The sequence below is a fragment of the Bradyrhizobium sp. SMVTL-02 genome, from assembly GCF_051853005.1.
GTDB lineage: Bacteria > Pseudomonadota > Alphaproteobacteria > Rhizobiales > Xanthobacteraceae > Bradyrhizobium.
Window position 1 is genome coordinate 4,169,211 of sequence record NZ_CP182469.1, and the last position, 22,890, is coordinate 4,192,100.

Consider the following 22,890-nt stretch of genomic DNA (forward strand, 5'->3'; position numbering starts at 1 on the left):
TAATACCCAGGTGCGTACCTATGCCGGTGGGGTCGGTAATAGCCGTCGCCGTAGCCGTATGGGGCATAACGAGGTCTCGCGTAGGCGCCGGGAGCGTGATAGTCGTTCGGATAGCAGCGACCGTTCGAATAGTTGTAGTCGTAGCCATGCGGACACGCGCCGCCTCTTCCCGGGAATTGCACCTGTTGAACTTGGGCTTCCTGCGCAGGCGCGGCCGCCATCGGTCCAAGGGCAGCCAACGACAGAATTGCAGCTTGAATAAGCACCGTTTCTCTCCCTCTTGGTCCATCTGTAACGAAGGGCAAGGAAGCGAGTTCCTGCGGCGATGCTTATAGGACGCTAACGCACAACCGCCATTGAACGAAACATTCACTTGCGGTTCACGCGACGTGTGACGCTGGCACCTCGTTCGCGTGGCCCGGCGGCACCAGCCCACATGGGTGCCGCTCTCGTGCTGATCGAGCCAGCCGCGCTCGATCGCAAACTTGAGGCCGGCGACGAATTCGGCGCCGGTCGCGTTGCAGCCGTTCCGCGAGAGAAATGGCGCGTTGATCTTCTCGATGCGGATGCGGCCGTCCTGGACCGGTTCGACGGCAGCGGCGAGCTTGAGGAGCTTGGGATCGGCGATGCCACCTCGCGGCATTGCGTCTTGCGCCGAGATGCGCTGTGGCCGCAGCGATAGCAGCGCAGAAGACCGGGACGCCGCGCAAGCCCATCTCGCGCATTTCGCCGAACGTGATCTTGATCTGGCGACTATCGGGGTGCGTCGGTGTGTGGCGTCGTGCAGGGCGGGACATAACGCTATCGAAGCGCGGCGTCAGCGAGAGTCAAATTGTCAATCACTTGCGGCTGGGAACGCTCGCAGACCGCGATCCCTCGCCATGCAACTGCTCGGGGTAGCCGAAGCTATCCTGGTGCAGCGCGATCGCGATCCGAAAAGTCCTATGGCTGCGGGCCGGTCCCGGAGATCATCCGCAACGTAGTCAAATCCGTCGATTGGTTGAGCGGTCCAACACCGATCGGCAAGGCCGCCGCTGAGGGGCGCCGTCGCAGGAGATCACGGCCATGAAAGATGCAACGAACCTGCCGGACACGTTCGGGCTGCCGTGATCTGCGGCGTGACGCGCGGCGGTCAGACGCACTGGCTATTACGTCAATCTGGCGGACCTGGTCGCCTCGGAAGCGTTTGCAGGTCAACTGCCAACTCATGCCTCCTCTGGCAATCTGAACTGATGCAGCACGGGGAGGCCCGCCGGTTCAGGCTGGCGGGCTGCGCCGTTTCAAGAGATTAGAAGAAGGCAAGTAATCCCGGCGACCATGACGTCAAAGCCTGTCAATGCGACGAGGACAAAGGCTCGCTCGATGCTGTCCATGGACTTCCCCCACTCATACGCGCATTCCCAAGACGCGAGGCTACATTGCCGACGTACCGAATCAATTCGATTGTCAACCTGCTGCACGCACGGGGCTGTGGATAGCGGGGGCAACGGCAGTGGCGAAGCAGTTTGGGGCCGCTAGAGTTTCTCGTCCTATCTTGGGGGGACCCAGTCTGGTCCCGGTCGAAGTCCGGGATCTCGGCCGCGCTGCGGCCTTCAGTTCGTCAGCCGGCGCAACTCATGCAGGCGGGCCAGGCAAAACTCGCGATACAGGCTATCAATGAATGTCCACATGGCAATCCCCTGAGTCCAATGAGGGGGACGCTAGGCCGGCTGTGTTTCGGGGACATTTCGTGGCACTCGGGAAATGGCTTCGTGAGCGAGGTTGGGGAACGGCGAACAAATCACGAAGCTCGTTTGCATCCGTGTTGCGCGGGATGGATTGCACGGGTTGGTAACGGCTTGATTTTGCTTGTTGCAGCTTGCAGCGCCGCGCAACACGAAATTGTCCTGAGAACGAAGCCGATACCGCGCCAACATATTGATATATGAGGAGAAACACTGGCGATCCCGGCAGGACTCGAACCTGCAACCCGCGGAGTAGAAATCCGCTACTCTATCCAGTTGAGCTACGGGACCGTCTTGGGCCGCCCGGGTCGGGCGGCTGGCCGTTCATCTAGCATGCCAATATGAAAAATCTCGTGTTTCGCCAAGTCTGAACCGAACCGTTTTCCTCAATGCCGCGACATAGCGGAACGGTGGGGTGTCAGGGTGCCGGGTTGAGCGGCAGCGGACTGGACGATGGATCACATCGCCGGGAACGCTGAACAGCTTCCGGGACACGGCCGCCGGACGACTGGCTAGGTGTTGCTGCGCCATCAGGACGGCGTGCGCGGCGGTGTCTCGGCCGGTCTCCTCTGGGCCTGCCTTTGTCATGGCGAATGCGACGTTTTACATCTCTGGTTCCATCGCCTTGTGTCCGTCACCTTTCCGCGCATTTCTTGCGACAAGCGGCGTTCGTCCGCGATTTCCGGGAGTCCATCCATGATCGGTCTCGTTCGCGCCGTCACAATCTGCGCCGCGCTGGCGCTCGGCCTTAACGCGGCGCAGGCCGCCGACAAGGCCTTCAAACGCGACGATCTCGCCGATTCCGCGATCAAGCTGGAGGCGCAGATCAAGAGCGAGGCGGGCCCGGTCGCCAAGACCAACGCAACGCTTCGCACGGATGCCGACGCCGCCTTCAAGCGCAACGATTACCGCACCGGCCTGTCGGTGCTCGGCCAGATTGCGGCCACCACGCCTGACGATGCCGGCAACTGGCTGCGGCTCGCCAAGGTGATCTTCCAGATCTGGCCGAAGAACTCGAGCGAGCAGACCTTCCTGCTGGAGCGCGCCTCGACCGCGGCCTACATCGCCTACATGCGCGCAGGCAATCCGGGCGAGGAGGCCGACGCGCTCGCCGTGCTCGGCAAGTCTCTGGCCGAACGCAAGCTGTGGCGGCCGGCGCTGGATTCGCTGCGGCTGTCGCTCGATCTGCGCGAGGTCGCCGATGTCCGCGGCCAATATGAGAAGCTGCGCGACGAGCACGGTTTCCGGCTGCTCGACTACACCGTGGACTCGGATTCGGCGAGCCCGCGCGCCTGCTTCCAGTTCTCGGAGGAACTCGCCAAGCGCACCGACTTCGCGCCGTACCTCGCCCTCGCAGGGCAGGACAAGCCGGCGCTGTCGGCGGAAGGCAAGCAGCTCTGTGTCGACGGTCTGAAGCACGGCGAACGCTACAATATCAACCTGCGCGCCGGCCTGCCGTCCACGGTGAAGGAGGGCCTGCCGAAATCGGCCGAGTTCAACGTCTATGTGCGCGACCGCAAGCCCTTCGTGCGCTTCACCAGCCGGGCCTATGTGCTGCCCCGGACCGGCCAGCGCGGCATTCCCGTGGTCAGCGTCAACACGCCCGCGGTCAACGTCAGCGTCTTCCGGATCGGCGACCGGAACCTCATCAACACGGTGGTCGACAGCGATTTCCAGAAGACGCTGACCAAATACCAGCTCAGCAATCTCGGCGACGAGCGCGGCGTGAAGGTCTGGTCGGGCGAGCTTTCAACCGCGATGACGCTCAATCAGGACGTCACCACGGCATTCCCGGTCGACCAGGCGCTCGGCGAGCTTCAGCCTGGCGTCTACGTGATGACCGCCGCGGCCAAGGGCCCGGGCTCGGACGACGAGTACCAGCTCGCCACGCAATGGTTCATCGTCTCCGACCTCGGCGTCACCGCGTATTCCGGCAATGACGGCATCCACGTCTTCGTCAACTCGCTGGCCTCGACCGATCCGGTCGGCAAGGCCGAGGTGCGGCTGGTTGCCCGCAACAACGAGATCCTCGCGACGCGCAAGACCGACGAGTCCGGTCACGTGCTGTTCGAGGCGGGCCTTGCGCGCGGCGATGGCGGCCTGTCGCCGGCGATGCTCACGGTCACCGGCGAGAAGGCCGACTACGCCTTCCTGAGCCTGAAGACGTCCGCCTTCGATCTCTCCGACCGCGGCGTTTCGGGGCGCGCGGTGCCCGCGGGCGCCGATGCCTTCGTCTACGCCGAGCGCGGCGTTTATCGTTCCAGCGAGACCGTCTTCCTCACAGCGCTCTTGCGCGACGGGCAGGGCAACGCCGTGACCGGTAGTCCCATGACGCTGGTGGTCGAGCGCCCCGACGGCGTCGAATACCGCCGCGCGGTGCTGCCCGACCAGGGCGCCGGCGGCCGCACACTGTCCGTGCCGCTCAACTCGGCCGTGCCGACCGGCACCTGGCGGGTCCGCGCCTTCACCGACCCGAAGGGCGCGTCGGTCGGCGAAACCACCTTCATGGTCGAAGACTACGTTCCGGATCGGATCGAATTCGACTTGTCGGCCAAGGACAAGCTGATCAAAGCCAACGCTCCGGTGGAGCTTAAGGCGGACGGTCATTTCCTCTATGGCGCGCCGGCCTCGGGCCTTGCGCTCGAAGGCGACATGCTGGTCGCGCCTGCGGCCGAACGGCCCGGCTTTGCCGGCTACCAGTTCGGCGTTGCCGATGAGGAGACCACCTCGAACGAGCGCACGCCGCTGGAGAATCTGCCGGAGGCCGATGCCAACGGCGTCGCCACCTTCCCGGTGACGCTGGACAAGCAGCCGGCCTCGACGCGGCCGCAGGAGGCGCAGATCTTCGTCCGGATGGTCGAGACCGGCGGCCGCGCCGTCGAGCGCAAGATCGTGCTGCCGGTCGCGCCCGCTGCCGCGCAGATCGGCATCAAGCCGCTGTTCGGCGACAAGAACGTCGCCGAGGGTGACAAGGCCGAGTTCGACGTCGTCTTCGTCTCGCCCGAGGGCCAGAGGTTGCACCGCGACGGCCTGCGCTACGAGCTGCTGAAGATGGAGTCGCGCTACCAGTGGTATCGCCAGAACAATTACTGGGAGTACGAGCCCGTCAAGTCGACCTCGCGCGTCGCCGACGGTGACGTCACGATTGCAGCCGACAAGCCGGCGCGGATCTCGCTCAGCCCGCAGCCCGGGCGTTACCGGCTGGATGTGAAGTCGAACGATGCCGAGGGCCCCGTGACGTCGGTGCAGTTCGACGTCGGCTGGTACTCCGACGGCAGCGCCGATACGCCGGACCTTTTGGAGACCTCGATCGACAAGCCGCAATATTCCTCCGGCGACACCATGACGGTGTCGGTCAACGTCCGCAGTGCCGGCAAGCTCACCATCAACGTGCTCGGTGACCGCCTGCTGACGACGCAGACCGTCGACGTCAGGGAAGGCACCGCGCAGGTCAAGCTCCCGGTCGGCAAGGACTGGGGCACCGGCGCCTATGTCCTGGCGACGCTACGCCGTCCGCTCGATGCGGCGGCCCAGCGCATGCCGGGCCGCGCGATCGGCCTGAAATGGTTCGGCATCGACAAGCAGACCCGCACGCTTGCAGTGAAGCTGACGCCGCCGGCGCTGATCCGGCCCAATGCGATCTTGAAGATCCCGGTCAAACTCGACGGCCTCAATCCGGGCGAGGACGCCAAGATCGTCATCGCCGCGGTCGATGTCGGCATCCTCAACCTCACCAATTACAAGCCGCCGGCGCCGGATGATTACTATCTCGGCCAGCGTCGCCTGAGCGCGGAGATCCGCGATCTCTATGGCCAGCTCATCGACGGCATGTCGGGCACGCGCGGCCAGATCAAGTCCGGCGGCGACGCCGGAGCTGCGGAGCTGCAGGGCTCGCCGCCCTCGCAAAAGCCGCTGGCGCTCTATTCCGGCATCGTGACCGTCGCCGCCGACGGCACGGCCGAGGTGAGCTTCGACATTCCAGAGTTCGCCGGCACCGCGCGCGTCATGGCGGCGGCCTGGACCGCGACCAAGCTTGGCCGCGCCAGCACCGACGTCGTGATCCGCGACCCCGTGGTGCTGACCACGACGCTGCCGCGCTTCCTGCTCAATGGCGACCACGGCACGGTTAATCTCGAGATCGACAATGTCGAGGGCCAGGCCGGCGACTACGTCATCAACGTCAAGACCGGCGGGCCGGTGAAAATGACCGGCAATCCCGCCACCTCGGTCAGGCTCGCCGCCAAGCAGCGGAATTCGTTCTCGCTCGCGCTCGACGCGACCGCCGCGGGGCAGGCGACGCTCGACGTCGACATCAAGGGGCCGAACGGCCTTGCGCTGGCGCGGCACTATGCGTTCGACGTCAAGGCGGCAACGCAGGTTCTGGCGCGGCGCTCGATCCGGACGCTGGCGAAGGGCGAAAGCCTGACGCTGACCTCGGACATGTTCTCCGACCTCGTGCCGGGCACCGGCAGCGTCTCGGTCTCCGCGAGCCTGTCGACCGCGCTCGATGCGGCGACGATCCTGAAGGCGCTCGACCGCTATCCCTATGGCTGCTCGGAGCAAATCACGAGCCGGGCCATGCCGCTGCTCTATGTCAACGAGCTTGCGGCCGGCGCGCATCTCGCCATGGATACCGAGGTCGACCAGCGCATCCGCGACGCGATCGAGCGGCTGTTGGCCCGCCAGGGCTCGAACGGCTCGTTCGGCCTGTGGTCGGCTGGCGGCGATGACGCCTGGCTCGACGCCTACGTGACGGACTTCCTCACCCGCGCCCGCGAGAAGGGCTTTGCGGTACCTGACGTGCTGTTCAAGAACGCGCTCGACCGCATCCGCAACGCCGTCGTCAACGGCAACGAGCCGGAGAAGGACGGCGGCCGCGATCTCGCCTACGGCCTCTACGTGCTCGCGCGCAACGGCGCTGCGCCGATCGGCGATCTCCGCTATCTCGCGGACACCAAGCTGAACAACCTTGCGACCCCCATCGCGAAGTCACAGCTTGCCGCCGCGCTTGCCCTGGTCGGCGACCGTAATCGCGCCGAGCGCGTCTATGGCGCGGCGCTCGACAGCCTCGCGCCAAAACCGGTGCTGGAGTTCGGCCGCACCGATTACGGCTCGCAGCTGCGCGATGCCGCAGCGCTGGTCTCGCTTGCGAGCGAGGGCAATGCGCCGAGAGCGACGCTGACGCAGGCGGTGTCGCGGGTCGAGACAGCGCGCGGGCTCACACCCTACACCTCCACGCAGGAGAATGCGTGGCTGGTGCTGGCGGCGCGGGCGCTCGCCAAGGAGAACCTGTCGATCGAGGTCGACGGTCAGCCGGTCAAGACTGCGCTGTATCGCAGCTACAAGGCGGACACGATGAGCGGCAAGCCGCTGAAGATCACCAACACCGGCGACGCACCGGTGCAGGCGGTGGTCTCGGTGTCGGGCTCGCCGGTGACGCCGGAACCCGCGGCGTCGAACGGCTTCAAGATCGAGCGCAGCTACTTCACGCTCGACGGCAAGCCCGCCGACATCAGCAAGGTCAAGCAGAACCAGCGCTTTGCCGTGGTGCTGAAGGTCACCGAGGCCAAGCCCGAGTACGGCCACATCATGGTGTCCGACTATCTGCCGGCCGGGCTCGAGATCGACAATCCGAAGCTGGTCTCGTCGGGCGACAGTGGCACGCTGGACTGGATCGAGGATGGCGAGGAGCCTGAGGACACCGAGTTCCGCGACGACCGCTTCACCGCCGCCGTCGACCGGGCCTCGGACTCCAAGTCGGTGTTCACGGTCGCCTATGTCGTGCGCGCGGTCTCGCCCGGCAAATACGTGCTGCCGCAGGCCTATGTCGAGGACATGTACAATCCCTCGCGCTATGGCCGCACCGGCACGGGTACGGTCGAGGTGCGGGCGGCGAAGTGAGTGTTGGGATGAGCGCAGCGGAGCCACATCATGTGGATGGACGGGTCAAGCCCGGCCATGATGGGCGGAGAGGGCAACTCGCCTTTCGCTCCCTCTCCGCGCTCGCCTTCACCCTCATCCTCGCCATCATCGGATTCGTCGCCTGGGTCTATTCACTCGGCCCGCTCCCGCTCGACGAGGCGCGGCAGGTCTCCACCACCATCGTCGATCGCAACGGCAAGCTGCTGCGCGCCTATGCGATGGCGGACGGGCGCTGGCGGCTGCCGGTCGGCGTCAGGACCAACGTCGATCCGACATATCTGAAGCTGCTGTTCGCCTATGAGGACCAGCGCTTCTACGGCCATGACGGCATCGATCCGCTGGCGCTCGGCCGCGCCGCGCTGCAACTCGGCACGCGCGGTCATATCGTCTCCGGCGGCTCGACCATCACGATGCAGGTGGCCCGGCTGATCGAGCCGCGGCGGCAGCGCTCGCTCTACGCAAAGCTGCGGCAGATGGTGCGTGCCATCGAAATCGAGCGCATCATGAGCAAGGAGCAGATCCTCGATCTCTATCTCGCGCTCGCGCCCTACGGCGGCAACCTCGAAGGCATCCGCGCAGCCTCGATCGCCTATCTCGGCAAGGAGCCGAAGCGGCTGTCGCTGGCCGAAGCCGCATTGCTGGTCGCGCTGCCGCAATCGCCGGAGACGCGCCGGCTCGACCGCTATCCGGACGCGGCGCGCAAGGCGCGCGATCGCGTGCTCGATCGCATGGTCGAGGAGCATGTGGTCAGCGCAGAAGACGCCAGGCAAGCCAAGGCAGCGCCGGTGCCGGCACTGCGCAAGCCGATGCCGATCCTGGCGCCGCATGCCTCCGACACCGCGCTGTCGACCGTCAAGGATACACCAGTCATCAAGCTGACGCTGGATGCGAATCTGCAGAAGGTGCTGGAGCCCTTGGCGCGCGACCGCGCCGTTGCGCTCGGGCAAAACATCTCGGTCGGCATCATCGTGGTCGACAACGAGAGCGGCGACGTGCTCGCGCGCGTCGGCTCGGCGGATTACTTCGACGAGAGCCGGGCGGGGCAGGTCGACATGACCCGCGCGATCCGCTCGCCGGGCTCGACGCTGAAACCTTTCATCTACGGGCTCGCCTTCGAGGACGGCTTTGTTCATCCCGACAGCCTGATCGACGACCGTCCGGTCCGCTTCGGCTCCTATGCGCCGGAAAATTTCGACATGACCTTCCAGGGCACGGTGCCGGTACGGAAGGCGCTGCAATTGTCCCTGAACGTGCCTGCCATCGTGCTGCTCGACCGCGTCGGATCGAGCCGGCTGGCCTCGCGGCTGCGGCAGGCTGGCGGCAACCTCATCCTGCCCAAGGACGAGGCGCCGGGCCTTGCCATGGGTCTTGGCGGTGTCGGCGTGACGCTGCAGGACCTCGCCCAGCTCTATGCCGGCTTCGCCCGGCTCGGAACCACCAAGCCGCTGCGCGAGATCGTCGCGGCCAAGGACGACCGCGAGCCGCTGCGGCTGCTGGATCAGGTCGCAGCCTGGCAGGTCGGCAGCGTCCTGCTCGGCACGCCGCCGCCGGAGAACGCGGCTCACAACCGGATCGCCTTCAAAACCGGCACCTCCTACGGCTATCGCGACGCCTGGTCGGTCGGCTTCGACGGCCGCATGACCATCGGCGTCTGGGTCGGCCGTCCGGATGGGGCGCCGGTTCCCGGCCTGATCGGCCGCGTGGCCGCGGCGCCGATCCTGTTCGACGCCTTTGCGCGCAGCGGCAAGACGCTGGCCCCGTTGCCGAAGCCGCCGAAGGGAACCCTGGTCGCCAGCAACGCGAAGTTGCCGTTGCCCCTCAAACGGTTCCGCCCGGTCGGAGAGCTGGTCCGGACCAGCGGCGAGCAGGCGCTGCATATTCAGTTCCCGCTGAACGGCTCGCGGATCGACGTCGATCGCTCGGGCGCGCCCGAGAGCGCCGCCATGCCAGTCAAGGTCGCCGGCGGCGTTCTGCCCATGACCGTGATGGTTAATGGCACCGCGCGCGGCGAGATCGACGGCCGCCGCCAGCGCCTGATCGATCCGCCCGGCCCGGGCTTTGCACGGCTCACCGTGATCGATGCCACGGGCGCGGCGGACACAGTTGTCATTCGAATTCAATGACCCTGCCTTAAGCGGTTGTGGCGATGGCGGTTTCAGCGTAAGCGGAACCAATGGCCGAGACCTACCCCACCCCCCGTTTTGGAGCCCCCCGTGGGCCGAAATCGCCCGTGAATCCGGGCAGCCGGCTCGTGACCATGCTCGATATCGCCACGGCCAGCCACGCCCGTGCGGTCGCTTTCCTGCTGCTATGCGCGCTGCTGCTGTTCCTGCCCGGCTTCTTCACCATCCCGCCGGTCGATCGCGACGAGGCGCGGTTTGCCCAGGCCACCAAGCAGATGGTCGAGAGCGGCGACTACGTCGACATCCGCTTCCAGGAGGACGTCCGCTACAAGAAGCCGGTCGGCATCTACTGGTTGCAATCGGCCGCCGTTCAAGCCGCATCCGCGCTCAAGCTGCCGAAGGCCGAATTACGTATCTGGGTCTACCGGCTGCCGTCGCTGATAGGAGCGCTCGGCGCCGTGCTCATGACCTATTGGGCGGCGCTCGCTTTCGTCACGCGGCGCGCCGCCGTGCTGGCTGCGCTCCTGATGTGCGCCTCGGTACTGCTCGGCGTCGAGGCGCGACTCGCCAAGACCGATGCGATGCTGCTGTTCTGCGTTACCGCCGCGATGGGCGCGATGGCGCGGGCCTACCTGTCCTGGCAGCGCGCCGAGGACGAGACCCATCCGCCCTGGAGCTGGCCCGCGGTATTCTGGACCGCGCTCGCGGTCGGCATCCTGATCAAGGGCCCGCTGATCCTGATGTTCGCCGGGCTCACCATCGTCACGCTCGCGATCCTGGATCGCGACGCCTCCTGGCTGTGGAAGCTGCGCCCGGTGTGGGGCCTAATGTGGATGCTGGTGCTGGTGCTGCCCTGGTTCGTCGCGATCTTCTGGCGCGCGGGCGAAGCCTTCTTCGCCGATTCCGTCGGCGGCGACATGCTCAGCAAGATCGGCGCGCAGGAATCGCACGGCGCGCCGCCCGGATTGTACCTGGCGCTGTTCTGGATCACCTTCTGGCCGGGCGCGCCGCTGGCGGCGATGGCGGTGCCCGCGGTGTGGCGGGCCCGGCGCGAGCCCGGTGCGCAATTCCTGCTGGCCTGGCTGATCCCGTCCTGGATCGTGTTCGAGGCGGTGCTGACCAAGCTGCCGCATTACGTGCTGCCGCTGTACCCGGCGATCGCCATCCTCACCGTCGGCGCGGTGGAGCGGCGCGTGCTGTCGCGCTCCTGGCTCGCGCGCGGCTCGGCCTGGTGGTTCGCGATCCCCGCGGCGGCTTCAATCATCGCGGTCGTGGGGGCGGTGATGCTGACGCGGCAGCCGGCCTTCGTGGCCTGGCCGTTCATCGCGGCCTCGCTGATCTTCGGCCTGTTCGCCTGGTGGCTGTTCGACACCAATCGCGCCGAGCGGTCGGTGCTCAACGCGCTGGTCGCGGCCCTGATGCTGGCGGTCGTGGTCTGGGGCATCGTGCTGCCGTCGCTGACGCCGCTGTTTCCGAGCATCGAGATCGCGCGCGCGCTTCGCAACGTCAGCTGCGTCGGGCCGAAGGCGGCTGCCGCCGGCTATCACGAGCCGAGTCTGGTGTTCCTGACCGGCACGCAGACGCTGCTCACCGACGGCTCGGGCGCGGCGGACTTCCTGCGCCAGGGCAGCTGCCGCTTCGCGCTGATCGAGCAGCGTTCGGAGCGCAACTTCGTGCAGCGCGCCGAGGCGATCGGGCTGCGCTACAAGGTCGGCGCGCGCATCGACGGCTACAATTTCTCGCAAGGGCGCGCGATCTCGATCTCGATCTTCCGCTCGGAAGGCACCGAATAGGATGTCAGCCCCGGCCCATATCGCACCCTATCCCGTGCAATTGCTCACGGTGTCGGGACGTGCGCTGGCACAGCTCGTGCGCTCACCGTCGCATTCGCGCCGCGCCGAGGCCGCACGCAAGCTGGCGCGGCATTCGCTCTGGCTCAGCATGGCGGGCGCGGCCCTGGTCATCACCCTGATGCTGGCGTTCGACCTGACCGAGATCCAGATGATGCCGGCGCGCGGCGCGCCAGGCCTGTGGCCGATTCGCATCCTCACCGATTTCGGCAAGGACGAGTACGTGCTTTCAGCACTGGGCGTCGCGCTCGTGGTCGTGGCGCTCGTCGCGGCGGGACTTCACGGCACCCGACGCGCATTGCTGCTGGGCTTGGGCACACGGCTGCAATTCTTGTTTCTGTCTGTGGCCCTGTCCGTATTCGTCGGCGAGGTCCTGAAATATCTCATCGGCCGCGGGCGTCCGTTCGTCGGCGGCAAGGCCGATCCGTTCAATTTCATCCCGTTCGAGGGGACGGGAGCCTATGCCAGCCTGCCGTCGGGCCATGCGATCACGGCGTTCGCGCTGGCGTTTGCAGTCTCCGCACTCTGGCCGCGGCTGCGGCTGTTCATGTTCACTTACGCGATCGTGATCCTGCTGACCCGGCTCGTGCTGCTCGCGCATCATCCGAGCGACGTCACCGCCGGGGCCCTTGTCGGACTCGTCGGCGCCATGGCCGTTCGCTACTGGTTTGCGGCGCGCCGGCTCGCCTTTGCCATCCGTGCCGACGGCACCATCGTGCCGCTTCCTGGGCCGGTCACAGGGCGCCTCAAAAGGGTTGCCCGCGGGGCATCCGCCCCATAAAAGCGGCTGCCTGCCGGGGCCGCCGGTTCCCCGAGGGGCAGGCCAATTCCAACCACGAGTCTCGATTTGTCGACGTCCCAGCCATCGGTTTCCATCGTCGTTCCCGTGCGCAACGAAGCCGACAATATTGCGCCCCTGATCGAGGAGATCACGACGGCGCTCGACGGCCGCTGGGACTACGAGATCATCTACGTCAATGACGGCTCGACCGATGCGACCGGCGAGCGGCTCAAGGCGATCATGGCGCAGCGAAGCAATCTGCGTCAGCTCCGCCACGCCACCTCAGGCGGCCAGTCGGCCGCGGTGCGCAGCGGCGTGCGCGCGGCGCGCGGGGCGATCGTGGCAACCCTCGACGGCGACGGACAAAACAATCCGGCCTTCCTGCCGGACCTGATCGCTGCGGTTGAGAAAGGGGCGGGGCGGGTCGGCCTCGCCGCGGGGCAGCGCGTCGGGCGCAAGGACACCGGCTTCAAGAAATTCCAGTCGCGCGTAGCCAACAGAGTCCGCAGCGCGATCCTTCAGGACGGCACGCGCGACACCGGCTGCGGATTGAAGGCATTCCGCCGCGAGGTGTTCCTGATGATGCCCTATTTCGATGGGCTGCATCGCTTCCTGCCGGCGCTCGTGCGCCGCGAGGGCTACGACATCGCCTATGTCGACGTGGTCGACCGGCCGCGTCGGTCCGGCGTGTCCAACTATGGCTTCTTCGACCGGCTGTGGATCGGCATCATGGACCTCGCCGGTGTGTGGTGGCTGATCCGCCGCAAGAAGCCGACACCAGATGTGACTGAGGTGAACGCATGATCATCCAATACGGTCAGGCGCTGAGCAACTATTTCTACGACGTCTTCGTCGCCAAGTTCGACTTCTGGCTCGCGTTCGGCCTCGTCGCGCAGCTGTTCTTCACCGCGCGCTTCCTGGTGCAGTGGATCGCGAGCGAGCGGGCGGGCAACAGCGTGGTGCCGATGGCATTCTGGTTCTGCTCGGTGGGCGGCGGGCTGATGACGCTGGTTTATGGCGTCGTGAAGCGCGAGCCCGTGATCATCCTCGGACAGGCGCTCGCGACAATCATCTATGTCCGCAACATCATGCTGATCATCAAGAACCGCGGACGCGCGTCGAAGACGCTGGAGCGCTGATCGCGGACGCTAGGGCGGCAGCACCGATGCCGCGCCCGAGGCGGGCAGGGCGGCTATCTCCGCATCGCGCCTGCGGTAGCGCTCGCCGGCCGCATCCAGCACCGGATAGGCGACCGAGCAGATATGCGAGTGGATGCGGCGCAGGTCGCGCAGCACGTCGAGATGCAGCGAGGTGGTCTCGATGGTCTCGGGCCGGCCCTCGCGCAATCGGTCGAGATGGCGCTCGACGGCGGCAAGCTCGGTGTGCTTGAGAATCGTCTTCTCCACCAGCAGCTTGCGCGCCTCGTTGGCATCGCCCGACGTGAACACGCCGAAGGCGATCCGCAGCGATTCCATGGTGCGCTTGTGGAAGGCGGCGAGCTCCTCGGCGCCCTCGGCCGAGAACTGGAAGCGGCGCTTGATCTTCTTGGTCGCAAGCTCGCTCAGGCTCTTGTCGATGATGTCGCCGATATGCTCGAGATTGATCGGGGCCGGTGCTGTTCGTGCTCGGCCTCGTCGCCTTCCGCTCCGGCCCGCGCTCGCGGATGAAGGCACCCGGCGCGACGATCCCGCGAGCTATCGGCCGATCGGCAATCTCATCAACCGCGTGGTCGGGATCGCGCTCGTCCTGCCGTTCCTGGGCGCGATCGCCGCGCACATGCATGCCTGGCAGCCGGATCTGGCGAAGATGACGGCGGCCTTCCACATCGCCTTCAACTCCGGCACGGCCATCATCTTCCTCGGGCTGCTCGACACCATGTCGCGCCTGCTGAGGCGGCTGCTGCCGGATCGCGTGCAGGAGACCGACCCGACCCGGCCGCGCTAACTCGACGAGAGCGCGCTGGAGACGCCGTCACTGGCGCTGACCGACGCCGCCCGCGAAGTGCTACGCATGGGCGACCTCGTGGAAATCATGTTGCGCAAGGTGATGAGCGCGATGATGACCGGCGACCGCGCACTGGTCGACCAGGTCTCGAAGATGGACAATGCCGTCGACGGTCTTGACGAGGCCATCAAGCTCTATGTGACCAAGCTGATCCGCGGCAGCCTCGACGAGAGCGAGGGGCGGCGCGCGATGGCGATCGTGTCCTTCCGTCCGCGGATCAACCCTTTGCTGGCGCGTCGGCGTTTACGTTTGCCTCGGTTGCCCGTTCCCGCGGCGCAATGCCTTGTGAGCAGGCTCACATTGCCGCCTTGAGGGCAGCGAAGCCGCGATCGAGATCGGCCTTGAGGTCGTCGGTGCTCTCGAGCCCAATGTGTAGTCGCAGAGTCGGGCCGCCCGGCGCCCACTTGGTCGCGGTGCGATAGGCGTCGCAGTCGAAGGGAATCGCAAGGCTCTCGAAGCCGCCCCAGGAAAAGCCCATGCCGAACAGCTTGAGCGTGTTGAGCATGGTGTCGACGGCCTTCTGCGGCGCCGGCTTCAGCACGATACTGAAGAGACCGGAGGCGCCGGTGAAGTCGCGCTTCCAGATCGCGTGGCCCGGATCGGTGTCGAGCGCCGGATGCAGCACGCGCGCGACCTCGGGTCTTGCGGCGAGCCAACGCGCCATATCGAGGCCCGAACGATGATGTTGCGCGAGGCGCACCGACAGCGTGCGCAGGCCGCGCAGCGCGAGGAAGACGTCATCGGGGCCGGCGCAGACGCCGAGCAGGCGGATGCCTTCTGAAATCTGCGGCCAGGCCTTGGCGTTGGCCGAGATGGTGCCGAACATGATGTCGGAGTGACCGCCGATATATTTGGTGGCGGCCTGCATGCTGATGTCGACGCCCTGTTCGAGCGAGCGGTGATAGAGCGGCGTCGCCCAGGTGTTGTCGTCGATGACGAGTGCGCCGCGCGCATGCGCGACCTCGGCGATGGCCCGGATGTCGGGCATCTCGAACGACTGCGAGCCCGGCGCTTCCACCAGCACGGCGCGGGTGTTGGGCTTGAACAGCTTGTCGATCCCGGCGCCGATCAGTGGATCGAAATAGGTGGTCTCGACGCCATAGCGGGTCAGCATGCCGTTGCAGAAATTGCGCGAGGGCCGATAGACGTTGTCGACGACCAGGATATGGTCGCCGGCCTTCAGCACCGAGAGCAGGGTGGTGGAGATCGCCGAGAGCCCCGACGGCACGATGCCGACGCCTGCGCATTGCAGTCCCTCCAGCGCCATCAGCGTGTCCTGGAACGCCCTGGTGGTCGGGGTGCCGTGGCGGCCATAGGTGAACTCGCCGCGATGGGCGTGCAGGTCCTCGGCGGACGGATAGAGCACGGTCGAGCCGTGGAACACCGGCGGATTGACGAACCCCTTCTGCGCCTTCGTGTCGCGGCCGGAGGTGACCAGCCGGGTCTCGGCCTGTTGCTGGGAGGGGTGCGAGGAATCCATGCGCCTGCTTTCAAAACCACGTTTCCGCCGGGGCGTGTTGCACCGCGCGGGGCGGCCGAAAGGCCGCAGTCGTTAATAACAGAACACAGAACAGTCCCGTCAACCCCTTGACCCGGCTCGCCAGTCGTTCTGTGATGCGCAGGTGCTATTCAGTCGCCGCATGTTGAGGGGCCTGCCGCGACCTTCGATCCATCGTCTGACCGGACCTTGCGTCACGGCCATCATGGCGGGCGCCTGCGGCGGGGATTAAGGTATGGCCTCCCGGGATCGGCGAGTGTTCGGCAAGGTTTTCCAGCATGACTCTTGCAAGGCTCCCCCTGGCAGAGACGATCCTGAGACAACATTCCTGACCTTGAGACGACCTTGAAAGGCCCACAGCCCATGAATCGCGTAACCCTGGCACTCACCCTCGCTCTCGCCGCCGGCTTGACTGCCAAAGCCGCCGACGCGCAAACGCTCAAGACGGTCAAGGACCGGGGCACGCTGTCCTGCGGCGTCAGCCAGGGCCTGCCGGGTTTCTCTTCGCCCGATGACAAGGGCAACTGGACCGGCCTCGACGTCGACCTCTGCCGCGCAATCGCGGCCGCCATCTTCAACGACCCGACCAAGGTCAAGTTCGTGCCGACCTCGGCCAAGGACCGTTTCACGGCGCTGCAATCCGGCGAAATCGATGTGCTCTCGCGCAACACCACCTGGACCATCTCGCGCGATACCTCACTCGGCGCCAACTTCACCGGCGTGACCTATTATGACGGGCAGGGGTTCATGGTGAAGAAGTCGCTGAAGGTGAATTCGGCGCTCGAGCTCAACAGCGCTTCGGTCTGCGTGCAGACCGGCACCACCACGGAGCAGAATCTCGCCGACTACTTCAAGGCCAACAACATGAAGTACGAGGTGATCGCGTTCGGCACCAACGACGAGACCGTCAAGGCCTATGAGGCCGGCCGCTGCGACGTCTTCACCACGGACCAGTCGGGCCTCTACGCCAACCGCCTCAAGCTCGCCAATCCCAACGATCACATGGTGCTCCCCGAAATCATCTCGAAGGAGCCGCTCGGCCCGATGGTGCGCCACGGCGACGACCAGTGGTTCGACATCGTGAAATGGACGCTGTTCGCGCTCGTCACCGCCGAAGAGCTCGGCATCACCTCGAAGAACGTCGACGAGAAGGCGAAGCTGGAGAGCCCCGAGCTGAAGCGCGTGCTCGGCAGCGACGGCAATTTCGGCGAACAGCTCGGCCTGACCAAGGACTGGGTGGTGCGGATCGTGAAGGCTACCGGCAATTACGGCGAGGTGTTCGATCGCAACGTCGGGGCCGGCTCGCCGCTCGCCATCAATCGCGGTCTCAACAATCTCTGGAACAAGGGCGGTCTCCAGTACGCGCCGCCGATTCGCTGAGTCCTGCCTGATCAGCGGCGCGCGCCGATGAGCACCGAGGCTCGAAAACCGCCGGCCCAGATCGCGCTGAAGATCAGGCGCATTCTGGGCGGCAAGGCAGGCTGGAACGGCGTCGCCGTCCAGTTTGCCTTCGCGGCGATCCTGGGCTGGATCGGCTACGAGATCGTCTCCAACGCGCGCGCCAACCTCGAGAACCAGCACATCGCCGCCGGCTTCGGCTTCCTGCGGAATAATGCCGGTTTCGACGTCAACCAGACGCTGATCTCCTACACCGGCTCGGACACGTTCCTGCGCGTGTTCGTGGTCGGGCTTCTCAACACGCTCGTGGTCTCGGTGGTCGGCATATTCTTCGCCACCGCGATCGGCTTCGTCGTCGCGCTGTGCCGGCTGTCGCCCAACTGGCTGCTGTCGCGCGTCGGCGAGATCTATGTCGAGATCATCCGCAACCTGCCGCTGCTGTTCCAGATCCTGTTCTGGTACCTGGCGGTGCTGGCGGCGCTGCCCAATCCGAGGCAGAGCATTTCGCTGCTGGGCATCGCCTTCATCAGCAATCGCGGGCTCGTCATTCCCCGTCCGATCGGCGAGAGCGGATTCGAGCCGTTCCTGGCGATGCTGGTCCTCGGCATCGTCGCCTCGCTGGGCTTGCGCTTCTACGCAAGGCGCGCGCTGTTCCAGCGGGGGCAGGTGATCCGTATCTGGCCCTCCGTGCTGGCCTTGCTGTTCGGGCTTCCGCTCGCGACCATGCTGGTGTTCGGTCTGCCCTTCACCTTCGAGCTGCCGCAGCTCAAGGGGTTCAATTTCGCCGGGGGCTCGCGGATCATCCCGGAATTCGTGGCGCTGACGGTGGCCCTGTCGACCTATACCGCCGCCTTCATAGCCGAGATCGTGCGGGCCGGCATCCTGTCGGTGCACAAGGGACAGATGGAGGCGGGCTCCTCGCTCGGCCTCAGCCGCGGCGCCACGCTCCGGTTGATCGTCGTGCCACAGGCCATGCGCGTCATTGTGCCGCCGCTAACCAACCAATATCTCAACCTGACCAAGAATTCCTCGCTGGCGGTCGCGATCGGCTATCCCGACCTCGTGTCGGTGTTCGCCGGCACCTCGCTGAGCCAGACCGGGCAGGCGATCGAGATCATCGCGATGACGATGGGCGTCTATCTCCTGATCTCCCTCGTCACCAGCGCCGTGATGAGCGTCTATGGTTGGCGCGTCAGCCGGAGCCTCGGCGCATGACCGATATCGCCTCATCCTCCTTCGTCCGGCACGATCTGGTGAACGAGCGTCCCGCGCCGGTGAAAACCACGGGCTTCATCGGCTGGGTGCGCACGCGCCTGTTCAACTCGCCGACCAACATCCTGCTCACGATCCTCGGCGCGTTGCTGCTCTGGTTCACCATCGTTCCCAGCGTGAGATTCCTGATGGTGGATGCGGTCTGGAGCGGCAACGACCGCTCGGCCTGCCTCACCGAGAAGGCCGGCTTCGCGGTCGGCGCCTGCTGGCCCTACATCCAGGCCAAGCTGCCGCAGCTGATCTATGGCTTCTATCCTGAGGCCGAGCGCTGGCGGGTCAACCTCACATTCGTCCTGGCGGCGGTCCTGCTGGTGCCGATGCTCGTTCCACGCCTGCCGGCGAAGGGCTTGAATGCCGGCTTGTTTTTCTTCGCCTTTCCCGTCGTCGCATTCTTCCTGCTGCATGGCGGTGGCATCAAGGGCTTTGGCCTGAGCTGGACGGCCGGCCTGCTCGGGCTGTTCGACGACAGCATCATCGGCGCCGGAAACGTCCTGCTCAATCTCAGCAAGACCTCGGCCGTCGCGCCGCTGCTGTGGGTCATCGGCAACCTGATCGTGCTGGTTGGCACGGCGATCCATTGGCTTGTCTTCCCGCTGATCTGGCTGCGTGACCGGATCCAGGACTCGGGCCAGTCGGTCTGGGTCGACTTCGCGATCACGACCGTGGTCGTCTCACTGATCGCCTTCGTCCTCGGCGGCGGCCTGCGCACCGGCTGGCGCGCGTTGGTCTCGAGCGTTGCGACCTTCATCGCCGTGGCGATCGTGACCAAGCTGATGGGGCTCGATCAAGGCGGCTTGCCGGTGGTGCAGACCAGCCTGTGGGGCGGGCTCCTGGTGACGCTGGTGGTCTCGGTCACCGGCATCGTTACCTCGCTGCCGATCGGCATCGCGCTCGCGCTCGGCCGCCGCTCGACCATTCCGCTGATCCGGATCTTCTCGATCGCTTTCATCGAGTTCTGGCGCGGCGTGCCGCTGATCACCGTGCTATTCTTCGCCACCTACATGCTGCCGCTGTTCCTGCCCGGTAATTTCACCGTCGACGGCCTGGTGCGCGCGCTGATCGGCATTGCGCTGTTCACCGGCGCCTATCAGGCCGAGAACGTCCGCGGCGGGCTTGCCGCGATCCCGCGCGGGCAGGGCGAGGCCGCAGCGGCGCTCGGACTGTCCTGGTGGAAGACGACCTCGCTGATCGTGCTGCCGCAGGCGCTACGCCACGTCATTCCGAACCTCGTCAACAGCTTCATCTCGCTGTTCAAGGACACTTCGCTGGTGTCGATCGTGGCGCTGTTCGACCTCCTGGGCTCGCTTCGGGCCTCGTTCTCGGATCCGAAATGGTCGACGCCTTCCACGGCGTTCACCGGGTTCGCCTTCGCCGGGATCATCTATTTCATCTTCTGCTTTGGAATGTCGCGCTACTCGCTGTTCGTCGAGCACCGCCTCAACGCCCACCGCCGCAACTGATCGAGGCCACCATGTCCGACCCCATCGTCAAGATTTCCGGCCTGAACAAATGGTACGGTGAATTTCACGTCCTTCGCGACATCGACCTCGAGGTCAAGAAGGGGGAGCGCATCGTCGTCTGCGGTCCCTCGGGCTCCGGCAAGTCCACGCTGATACGCTGCATCAATGCGCTGGAGGAATTCCAGGAGGGCGAGATCGTCGTCGACGGCATCGAGCTCGGGCCCAATCTCAAGCATATCGACGCCGTGCGCCGCGAGGTCGGCATGGTGTTCCAGAGTTTTAATCTGTTCCCGCACCTCACAGTGCTCGACAATTGCACGCTGGCGCCGATCTGGGTGCGCAACATCCCCAAGAGGGACGCCGAGGCGACCGCGATGAAATTCCTGGAGCGGGTGAAGATCCCCCATCAGGCCAACAAGTTCCCGGGCCAGATGTCCGGCGGCCAGCAGCAGCGTGTCGCCATCGCCCGGGCCCTGACCATGAACCCGAAGGTGATGCTGTTCGACGAGCCGACCTCGGCACTCGACCCCGAGATGGTCAAGGAGGTCCTCGACACCATGGTCGATCTCGCCGAGGAGGGCATGACCATGCTGGTCGTCACCCACGAAATGGGCTTTGCCCGCGAGGTCGCCAACCGCGTCGTGTTCATGGACGCCGGCCAGATCATCGAGGCCAACACCCCGAACGAGTTCTTCGCCAGTCCCCAGCACGCCCGCACAAAGCTGTTCCTGAGCCAGATTCTGCGTTGACCGCCGGCAGTCCGGCCGCCTCGCGGCCTTACCCGCACGCAAGCTTGGCACCATGCGAATCGGCTTGGCTCTTTTCGGACCATCCTCCGGAGAGAAACCTTGCAGAGCAGTCTCGGCGCGCACCAGAACGCGCGATTGCAGAAGAAATTGAAGAAGCAGGCGGACGCAGTCATCTCCTTCGCCATCGAGTCGCTGGGGCGGGGCAGACTTGACGAGGCCGAGACACTCTGCCGCGAGATCCTGAAAGAGGGTTCCGGATCACTTCCACGCGACGAATCTGCTCGGCCTGCGCGGGTTCGACGGCGGATGGCTCGAGGACACGCAATTCCTGCTCGAGCGTGCGAGCATGCTCGATCCGCGTTCGCCCGATGTGCACAGCTTTCCCGAGGCGATCGCAAGTTCTGGCGCGGCTATCGTGCTGCAGCCTCGGAACGGATCGAGGAAGCGTGAGCGGGCCGGGCCGCGGCGACCTCGTGGACGCGCGTCCCGGACGTGAGGAGCCCGGCGAAGATCAGACGAACGGCGGCTTGATGTTGCTGCGCTTCTCCAGCCATTCCGGCACCGGAAGATTCTTGGCGCGCATGAAATCGGCGTTGAACAGCTTGGACTGATAGCGGCTGCCGGAATCGCACAACACGGTCACGATGGTCTTGCCCGGCCCGAGCTGCTTTGCGAGGCGTATCGCGCCCGCAATGTTGATGCCGGTGGAGCCTCCGAGGCACAGTCCTTCGTGCTGGAGGAGGTCGTAGATCACCGACACGGCTTCGGCGTCCGGAATCAGGAAGGCATCGTCGACTTTGGCGGTTTCGATCACGGGCGTAACGCGGCCGAGGCCGATACCTTCAGTGATGGAGTCACCCGGGGTCGATTTGGCCTGGCCGTTCTTGAACAGCTCGTACATCGCAAAACCCTGCGGATCGGCGCAGGCATTGACGATGCCGGGGTGCTTCTCCTTGAGATAGCGGCTGGTGCCGGCCAGCGTGCCGCCAGTGCCGACCGAGCAGATGAAGCCGTCGATCTTGCCGCCGGTCTGCTCCCAGATCTCGGGCCCCGTCGACTCGTAATGCGCCTTGGCGTTGTCGAGGTTGTTCCACTGGTCGGCGAACAGCACGCCGTTCGGCTCGGTCTTGCGCAGCTCGTCAGCGAGCCTGCGGCCGACATGCTGGTAATTGTTGGGATTGGCGAAAGGAAGGGCGGGGACCTCGATCAGCTCGGCGCCACACAGCTTCAGGAAGTCCTTCTTCTCCTGGCTTTGCGTCTCCGGAATCACAATCAGCGTGCGGTAGCCGCGGGCGCTGGCGACGACCGCGAGCCCGATGCCGGTGTTGCCGGCGGTCGCTTCCACCACGAGACCCCCGGGCTTGAGCTCGCCGCGCTTCTCCGCCTCAAGGATCATCCATTTGCCAGCGCGGTCCTTCACCGACTGGCCGGGATTCATGAACTCGGCCTTGCCTAGGATGATGCAGCCGGTCGATTCCGAGGCGCGCTTGAGCTTGATCAGCGGGGTGTTGCCGATCGCTTCGACAACGTTGGTTCGGAAGGTCATGTCGGGGGAAATCACTGGCAAAGGGTTGATCTGATTGACCAGAACCTAGTGCCTGGGAGCCCAAAGGGGAAGGCTTTTGCGCTGCGGCGAAAGTCCCGGCGCGGCTCGCGGAGTGGCGATATTCCCGAGCAAAGCACCGCGCGAATGATGCCGGCATGCGATCCCGGATGTCGGCGGAACGAATATGCCCGGTGAACGTCGGGACATGGAAGATATCGGTCGTCGCGGCAACTCTCACGGCCAACTGTATCGCGTGCGAGCCGGACCGTGATCGCATGCAAGCCGCTTTGGTCGAACGTGGTTCCTGGCATCGGTGGCCGCGTGTTAGTAAGGCGATCCGTGCAGCCTCGCGAGCGTAGCCGGCCGTGCCCTGAGACGGACCTGAGGGTCGCATGCAGCTCGTTGCTAACCGGTGCAGCCTGATCAAGCCACTCTCAACTGGATGTGGCGCCAATATCACATGAAATCTTGGTAAGCTTGAACGCTCTTCCAGGCGCAGTGAAAAGTCCAGAAGCCTCTGCAAGACAGGCATATCTTGCATTTGATCGATCGCGATGGAAAGG

General features: G+C 65.5%; 14 protein-coding genes, 1 tRNA gene and 2 pseudogenes. 13 read left to right on the plus strand and 4 right to left on the minus strand.

Annotation, left to right across the window (positions count from 1 at the left end):
• Positions 1-436: 436 nt before the first annotated feature.
• Entirely contained in the window at positions 437-682 is a 246-nt protein-coding gene (locus ACNJYB_RS19695) for a hypothetical protein (RefSeq protein WP_439375442.1), read from the plus strand.
• Positions 683-1,938: 1,256 nt separating this feature from the next.
• Here the strand turns inward: ACNJYB_RS19695 and ACNJYB_RS19700 are convergent.
• A tRNA-Arg gene (locus ACNJYB_RS19700) sits at positions 1,939-2,015 on the minus strand.
• Positions 2,016-2,420: 405 nt separating this feature from the next.
• Between ACNJYB_RS19700 and ACNJYB_RS19705 the strand changes: the two genes are divergently transcribed.
• From ACNJYB_RS19705 to ACNJYB_RS19730, 6 genes are all read left to right on the plus strand, one after another.
• Positions 2,421-7,625: an alpha-2-macroglobulin family protein gene (locus ACNJYB_RS19705; RefSeq protein WP_439375443.1), complete on the plus strand. Its 5,205-nt coding sequence runs from the start codon at positions 2,421-2,423 to the stop codon at positions 7,623-7,625.
• An 8-nt stretch (positions 7,626-7,633) separates the two neighbouring features.
• Positions 7,634-9,769 (plus strand): penicillin-binding protein 1C, encoded by a 2,136-nt coding sequence (gene pbpC, locus ACNJYB_RS19710; RefSeq protein ID WP_439375444.1) that lies wholly within the window; start codon positions 7,634-7,636, stop codon positions 9,767-9,769.
• 50 nt (positions 9,770-9,819) lie between these two features.
• The gene (locus ACNJYB_RS19715) at positions 9,820-11,562 is read left to right on the plus strand and encodes an ArnT family glycosyltransferase (RefSeq protein ID WP_439375445.1); all 1,743 of its coding nucleotides are present in this window, start codon (positions 9,820-9,822) and stop codon (positions 11,560-11,562) included.
• A gap of 1 nt (position 11,563) precedes the next feature.
• Positions 11,564-12,400, plus strand: coding sequence for a phosphatase PAP2 family protein (locus tag ACNJYB_RS19720; protein WP_439375446.1), 837 nt, complete (start codon positions 11,564-11,566; stop codon positions 12,398-12,400).
• A gap of 66 nt (positions 12,401-12,466) precedes the next feature.
• Positions 12,467-13,204, plus strand: a complete 738-nt coding sequence (locus ACNJYB_RS19725) for a glycosyltransferase family 2 protein (protein WP_439375447.1) — start codon at positions 12,467-12,469, stop codon at positions 13,202-13,204.
• Complete coding sequence (locus tag ACNJYB_RS19730; RefSeq protein ID WP_439375448.1) at positions 13,201-13,539, plus strand: lipid-A-disaccharide synthase N-terminal domain-containing protein; 339 nt, start codon at positions 13,201-13,203, stop codon at positions 13,537-13,539. Before ACNJYB_RS19725 ends, ACNJYB_RS19730 begins: the two co-directional genes overlap by 4 nt.
• Positions 13,540-13,548: 9 nt before the next feature.
• Here ACNJYB_RS19730 and ACNJYB_RS19735 read toward each other — a convergent pair.
• Positions 13,549-14,004, minus strand: a pseudogene (locus ACNJYB_RS19735) (PhoU domain-containing protein); the annotation flags it as partial.
• A gap of 61 nt (positions 14,005-14,065) precedes the next feature.
• Between ACNJYB_RS19735 and ACNJYB_RS19740 the strand changes: the two are divergent.
• Positions 14,066-14,611: pseudogene (locus tag ACNJYB_RS19740) on the plus strand (PhoU domain-containing protein); the annotation flags it as partial.
• Positions 14,612-14,699: 88 nt separating this feature from the next.
• Here the strand turns inward: ACNJYB_RS19740 and metC are convergent.
• On the minus strand, positions 14,700-15,884 hold the full coding sequence (gene metC, locus ACNJYB_RS19745; protein WP_439375449.1) for a cystathionine beta-lyase: 1,185 nt from the start codon (positions 15,882-15,884) through the stop codon (positions 14,700-14,702).
• Between the two features lie 381 nt (positions 15,885-16,265).
• Between metC and ACNJYB_RS19750 the strand changes: the two genes are divergently transcribed.
• From ACNJYB_RS19750 to ACNJYB_RS19770, 5 genes are all read left to right on the plus strand, one after another.
• Positions 16,266-17,282 (plus strand): amino acid ABC transporter substrate-binding protein, encoded by a 1,017-nt coding sequence (locus tag ACNJYB_RS19750; protein ID WP_439375450.1) that lies wholly within the window; start codon positions 16,266-16,268, stop codon positions 17,280-17,282.
• Between the two features lie 27 nt (positions 17,283-17,309).
• On the plus strand, positions 17,310-18,515 hold the full coding sequence (locus ACNJYB_RS19755) for an amino acid ABC transporter permease (RefSeq protein ID WP_439375451.1): 1,206 nt from the start codon (positions 17,310-17,312) through the stop codon (positions 18,513-18,515).
• Positions 18,512-20,032 carry an amino acid ABC transporter permease gene (locus ACNJYB_RS19760; protein WP_439375452.1) on the plus strand — a complete coding sequence of 507 codons (1,521 nt, stop codon included), beginning with the start codon at positions 18,512-18,514 and terminating at the stop codon, positions 20,030-20,032. Before ACNJYB_RS19755 ends, ACNJYB_RS19760 begins: the two co-directional genes overlap by 4 nt.
• 11 nt (positions 20,033-20,043) lie before the next feature.
• Positions 20,044-20,781 (plus strand): amino acid ABC transporter ATP-binding protein, encoded by a 738-nt coding sequence (locus ACNJYB_RS19765; RefSeq protein WP_439375453.1) that lies wholly within the window; start codon positions 20,044-20,046, stop codon positions 20,779-20,781.
• Between the two features lie 99 nt (positions 20,782-20,880).
• Entirely contained in the window at positions 20,881-21,231 is a 351-nt protein-coding gene (locus ACNJYB_RS19770) for a hypothetical protein (RefSeq protein ID WP_439375454.1), read from the plus strand.
• A gap of 61 nt (positions 21,232-21,292) precedes the next feature.
• Here ACNJYB_RS19770 and ACNJYB_RS19775 read toward each other — a convergent pair whose 3' ends face one another.
• Positions 21,293-22,327 (minus strand): cysteine synthase A, encoded by a 1,035-nt coding sequence (locus ACNJYB_RS19775; RefSeq protein WP_439375455.1) that lies wholly within the window; start codon positions 22,325-22,327, stop codon positions 21,293-21,295.
• Positions 22,328-22,890 lie beyond the last annotated feature (563 nt).

What these genes read in the sequence shown, in the direction of transcription:
- ACNJYB_RS19695 (WP_439375442.1), top strand. Translation starts at nt 437, where the DNA reads ATGGGTGCCGCTCTCGTGCTGATCGAGCCAGCCGCGCTCGATCGCAAA.
- ACNJYB_RS19705 (WP_439375443.1), top strand. Translation starts at nt 2,421, where the DNA reads ATGATCGGTCTCGTTCGCGCCGTCACAATCTGCGCCGCGCTGGCGCTC.
- pbpC (WP_439375444.1), top strand. Translation starts at nt 7,634, where the DNA reads ATGAGCGCAGCGGAGCCACATCATGTGGATGGACGGGTCAAGCCCGGC.
- ACNJYB_RS19715 (WP_439375445.1), top strand. Translation starts at nt 9,820, where the DNA reads ATGGCCGAGACCTACCCCACCCCCCGTTTTGGAGCCCCCCGTGGGCCG.
- ACNJYB_RS19720 (WP_439375446.1), top strand. Translation starts at nt 11,564, where the DNA reads ATGTCAGCCCCGGCCCATATCGCACCCTATCCCGTGCAATTGCTCACG.
- ACNJYB_RS19730 (WP_439375448.1), top strand. Translation starts at nt 13,201, where the DNA reads ATGATCATCCAATACGGTCAGGCGCTGAGCAACTATTTCTACGACGTC.
- metC (WP_439375449.1), bottom strand. Translation starts at nt 15,884, where the DNA reads ATGGATTCCTCGCACCCCTCCCAGCAACAGGCCGAGACCCGGCTGGTC.
- ACNJYB_RS19750 (WP_439375450.1), top strand. Translation starts at nt 16,266, where the DNA reads ATGAATCGCGTAACCCTGGCACTCACCCTCGCTCTCGCCGCCGGCTTG.
- ACNJYB_RS19755 (WP_439375451.1), top strand. Translation starts at nt 17,310, where the DNA reads ATGAGCACCGAGGCTCGAAAACCGCCGGCCCAGATCGCGCTGAAGATC.
- ACNJYB_RS19760 (WP_439375452.1), top strand. Translation starts at nt 18,512, where the DNA reads ATGACCGATATCGCCTCATCCTCCTTCGTCCGGCACGATCTGGTGAAC.
- ACNJYB_RS19765 (WP_439375453.1), top strand. Translation starts at nt 20,044, where the DNA reads ATGTCCGACCCCATCGTCAAGATTTCCGGCCTGAACAAATGGTACGGT.
- ACNJYB_RS19775 (WP_439375455.1), bottom strand. Translation starts at nt 22,327, where the DNA reads ATGACCTTCCGAACCAACGTTGTCGAAGCGATCGGCAACACCCCGCTG.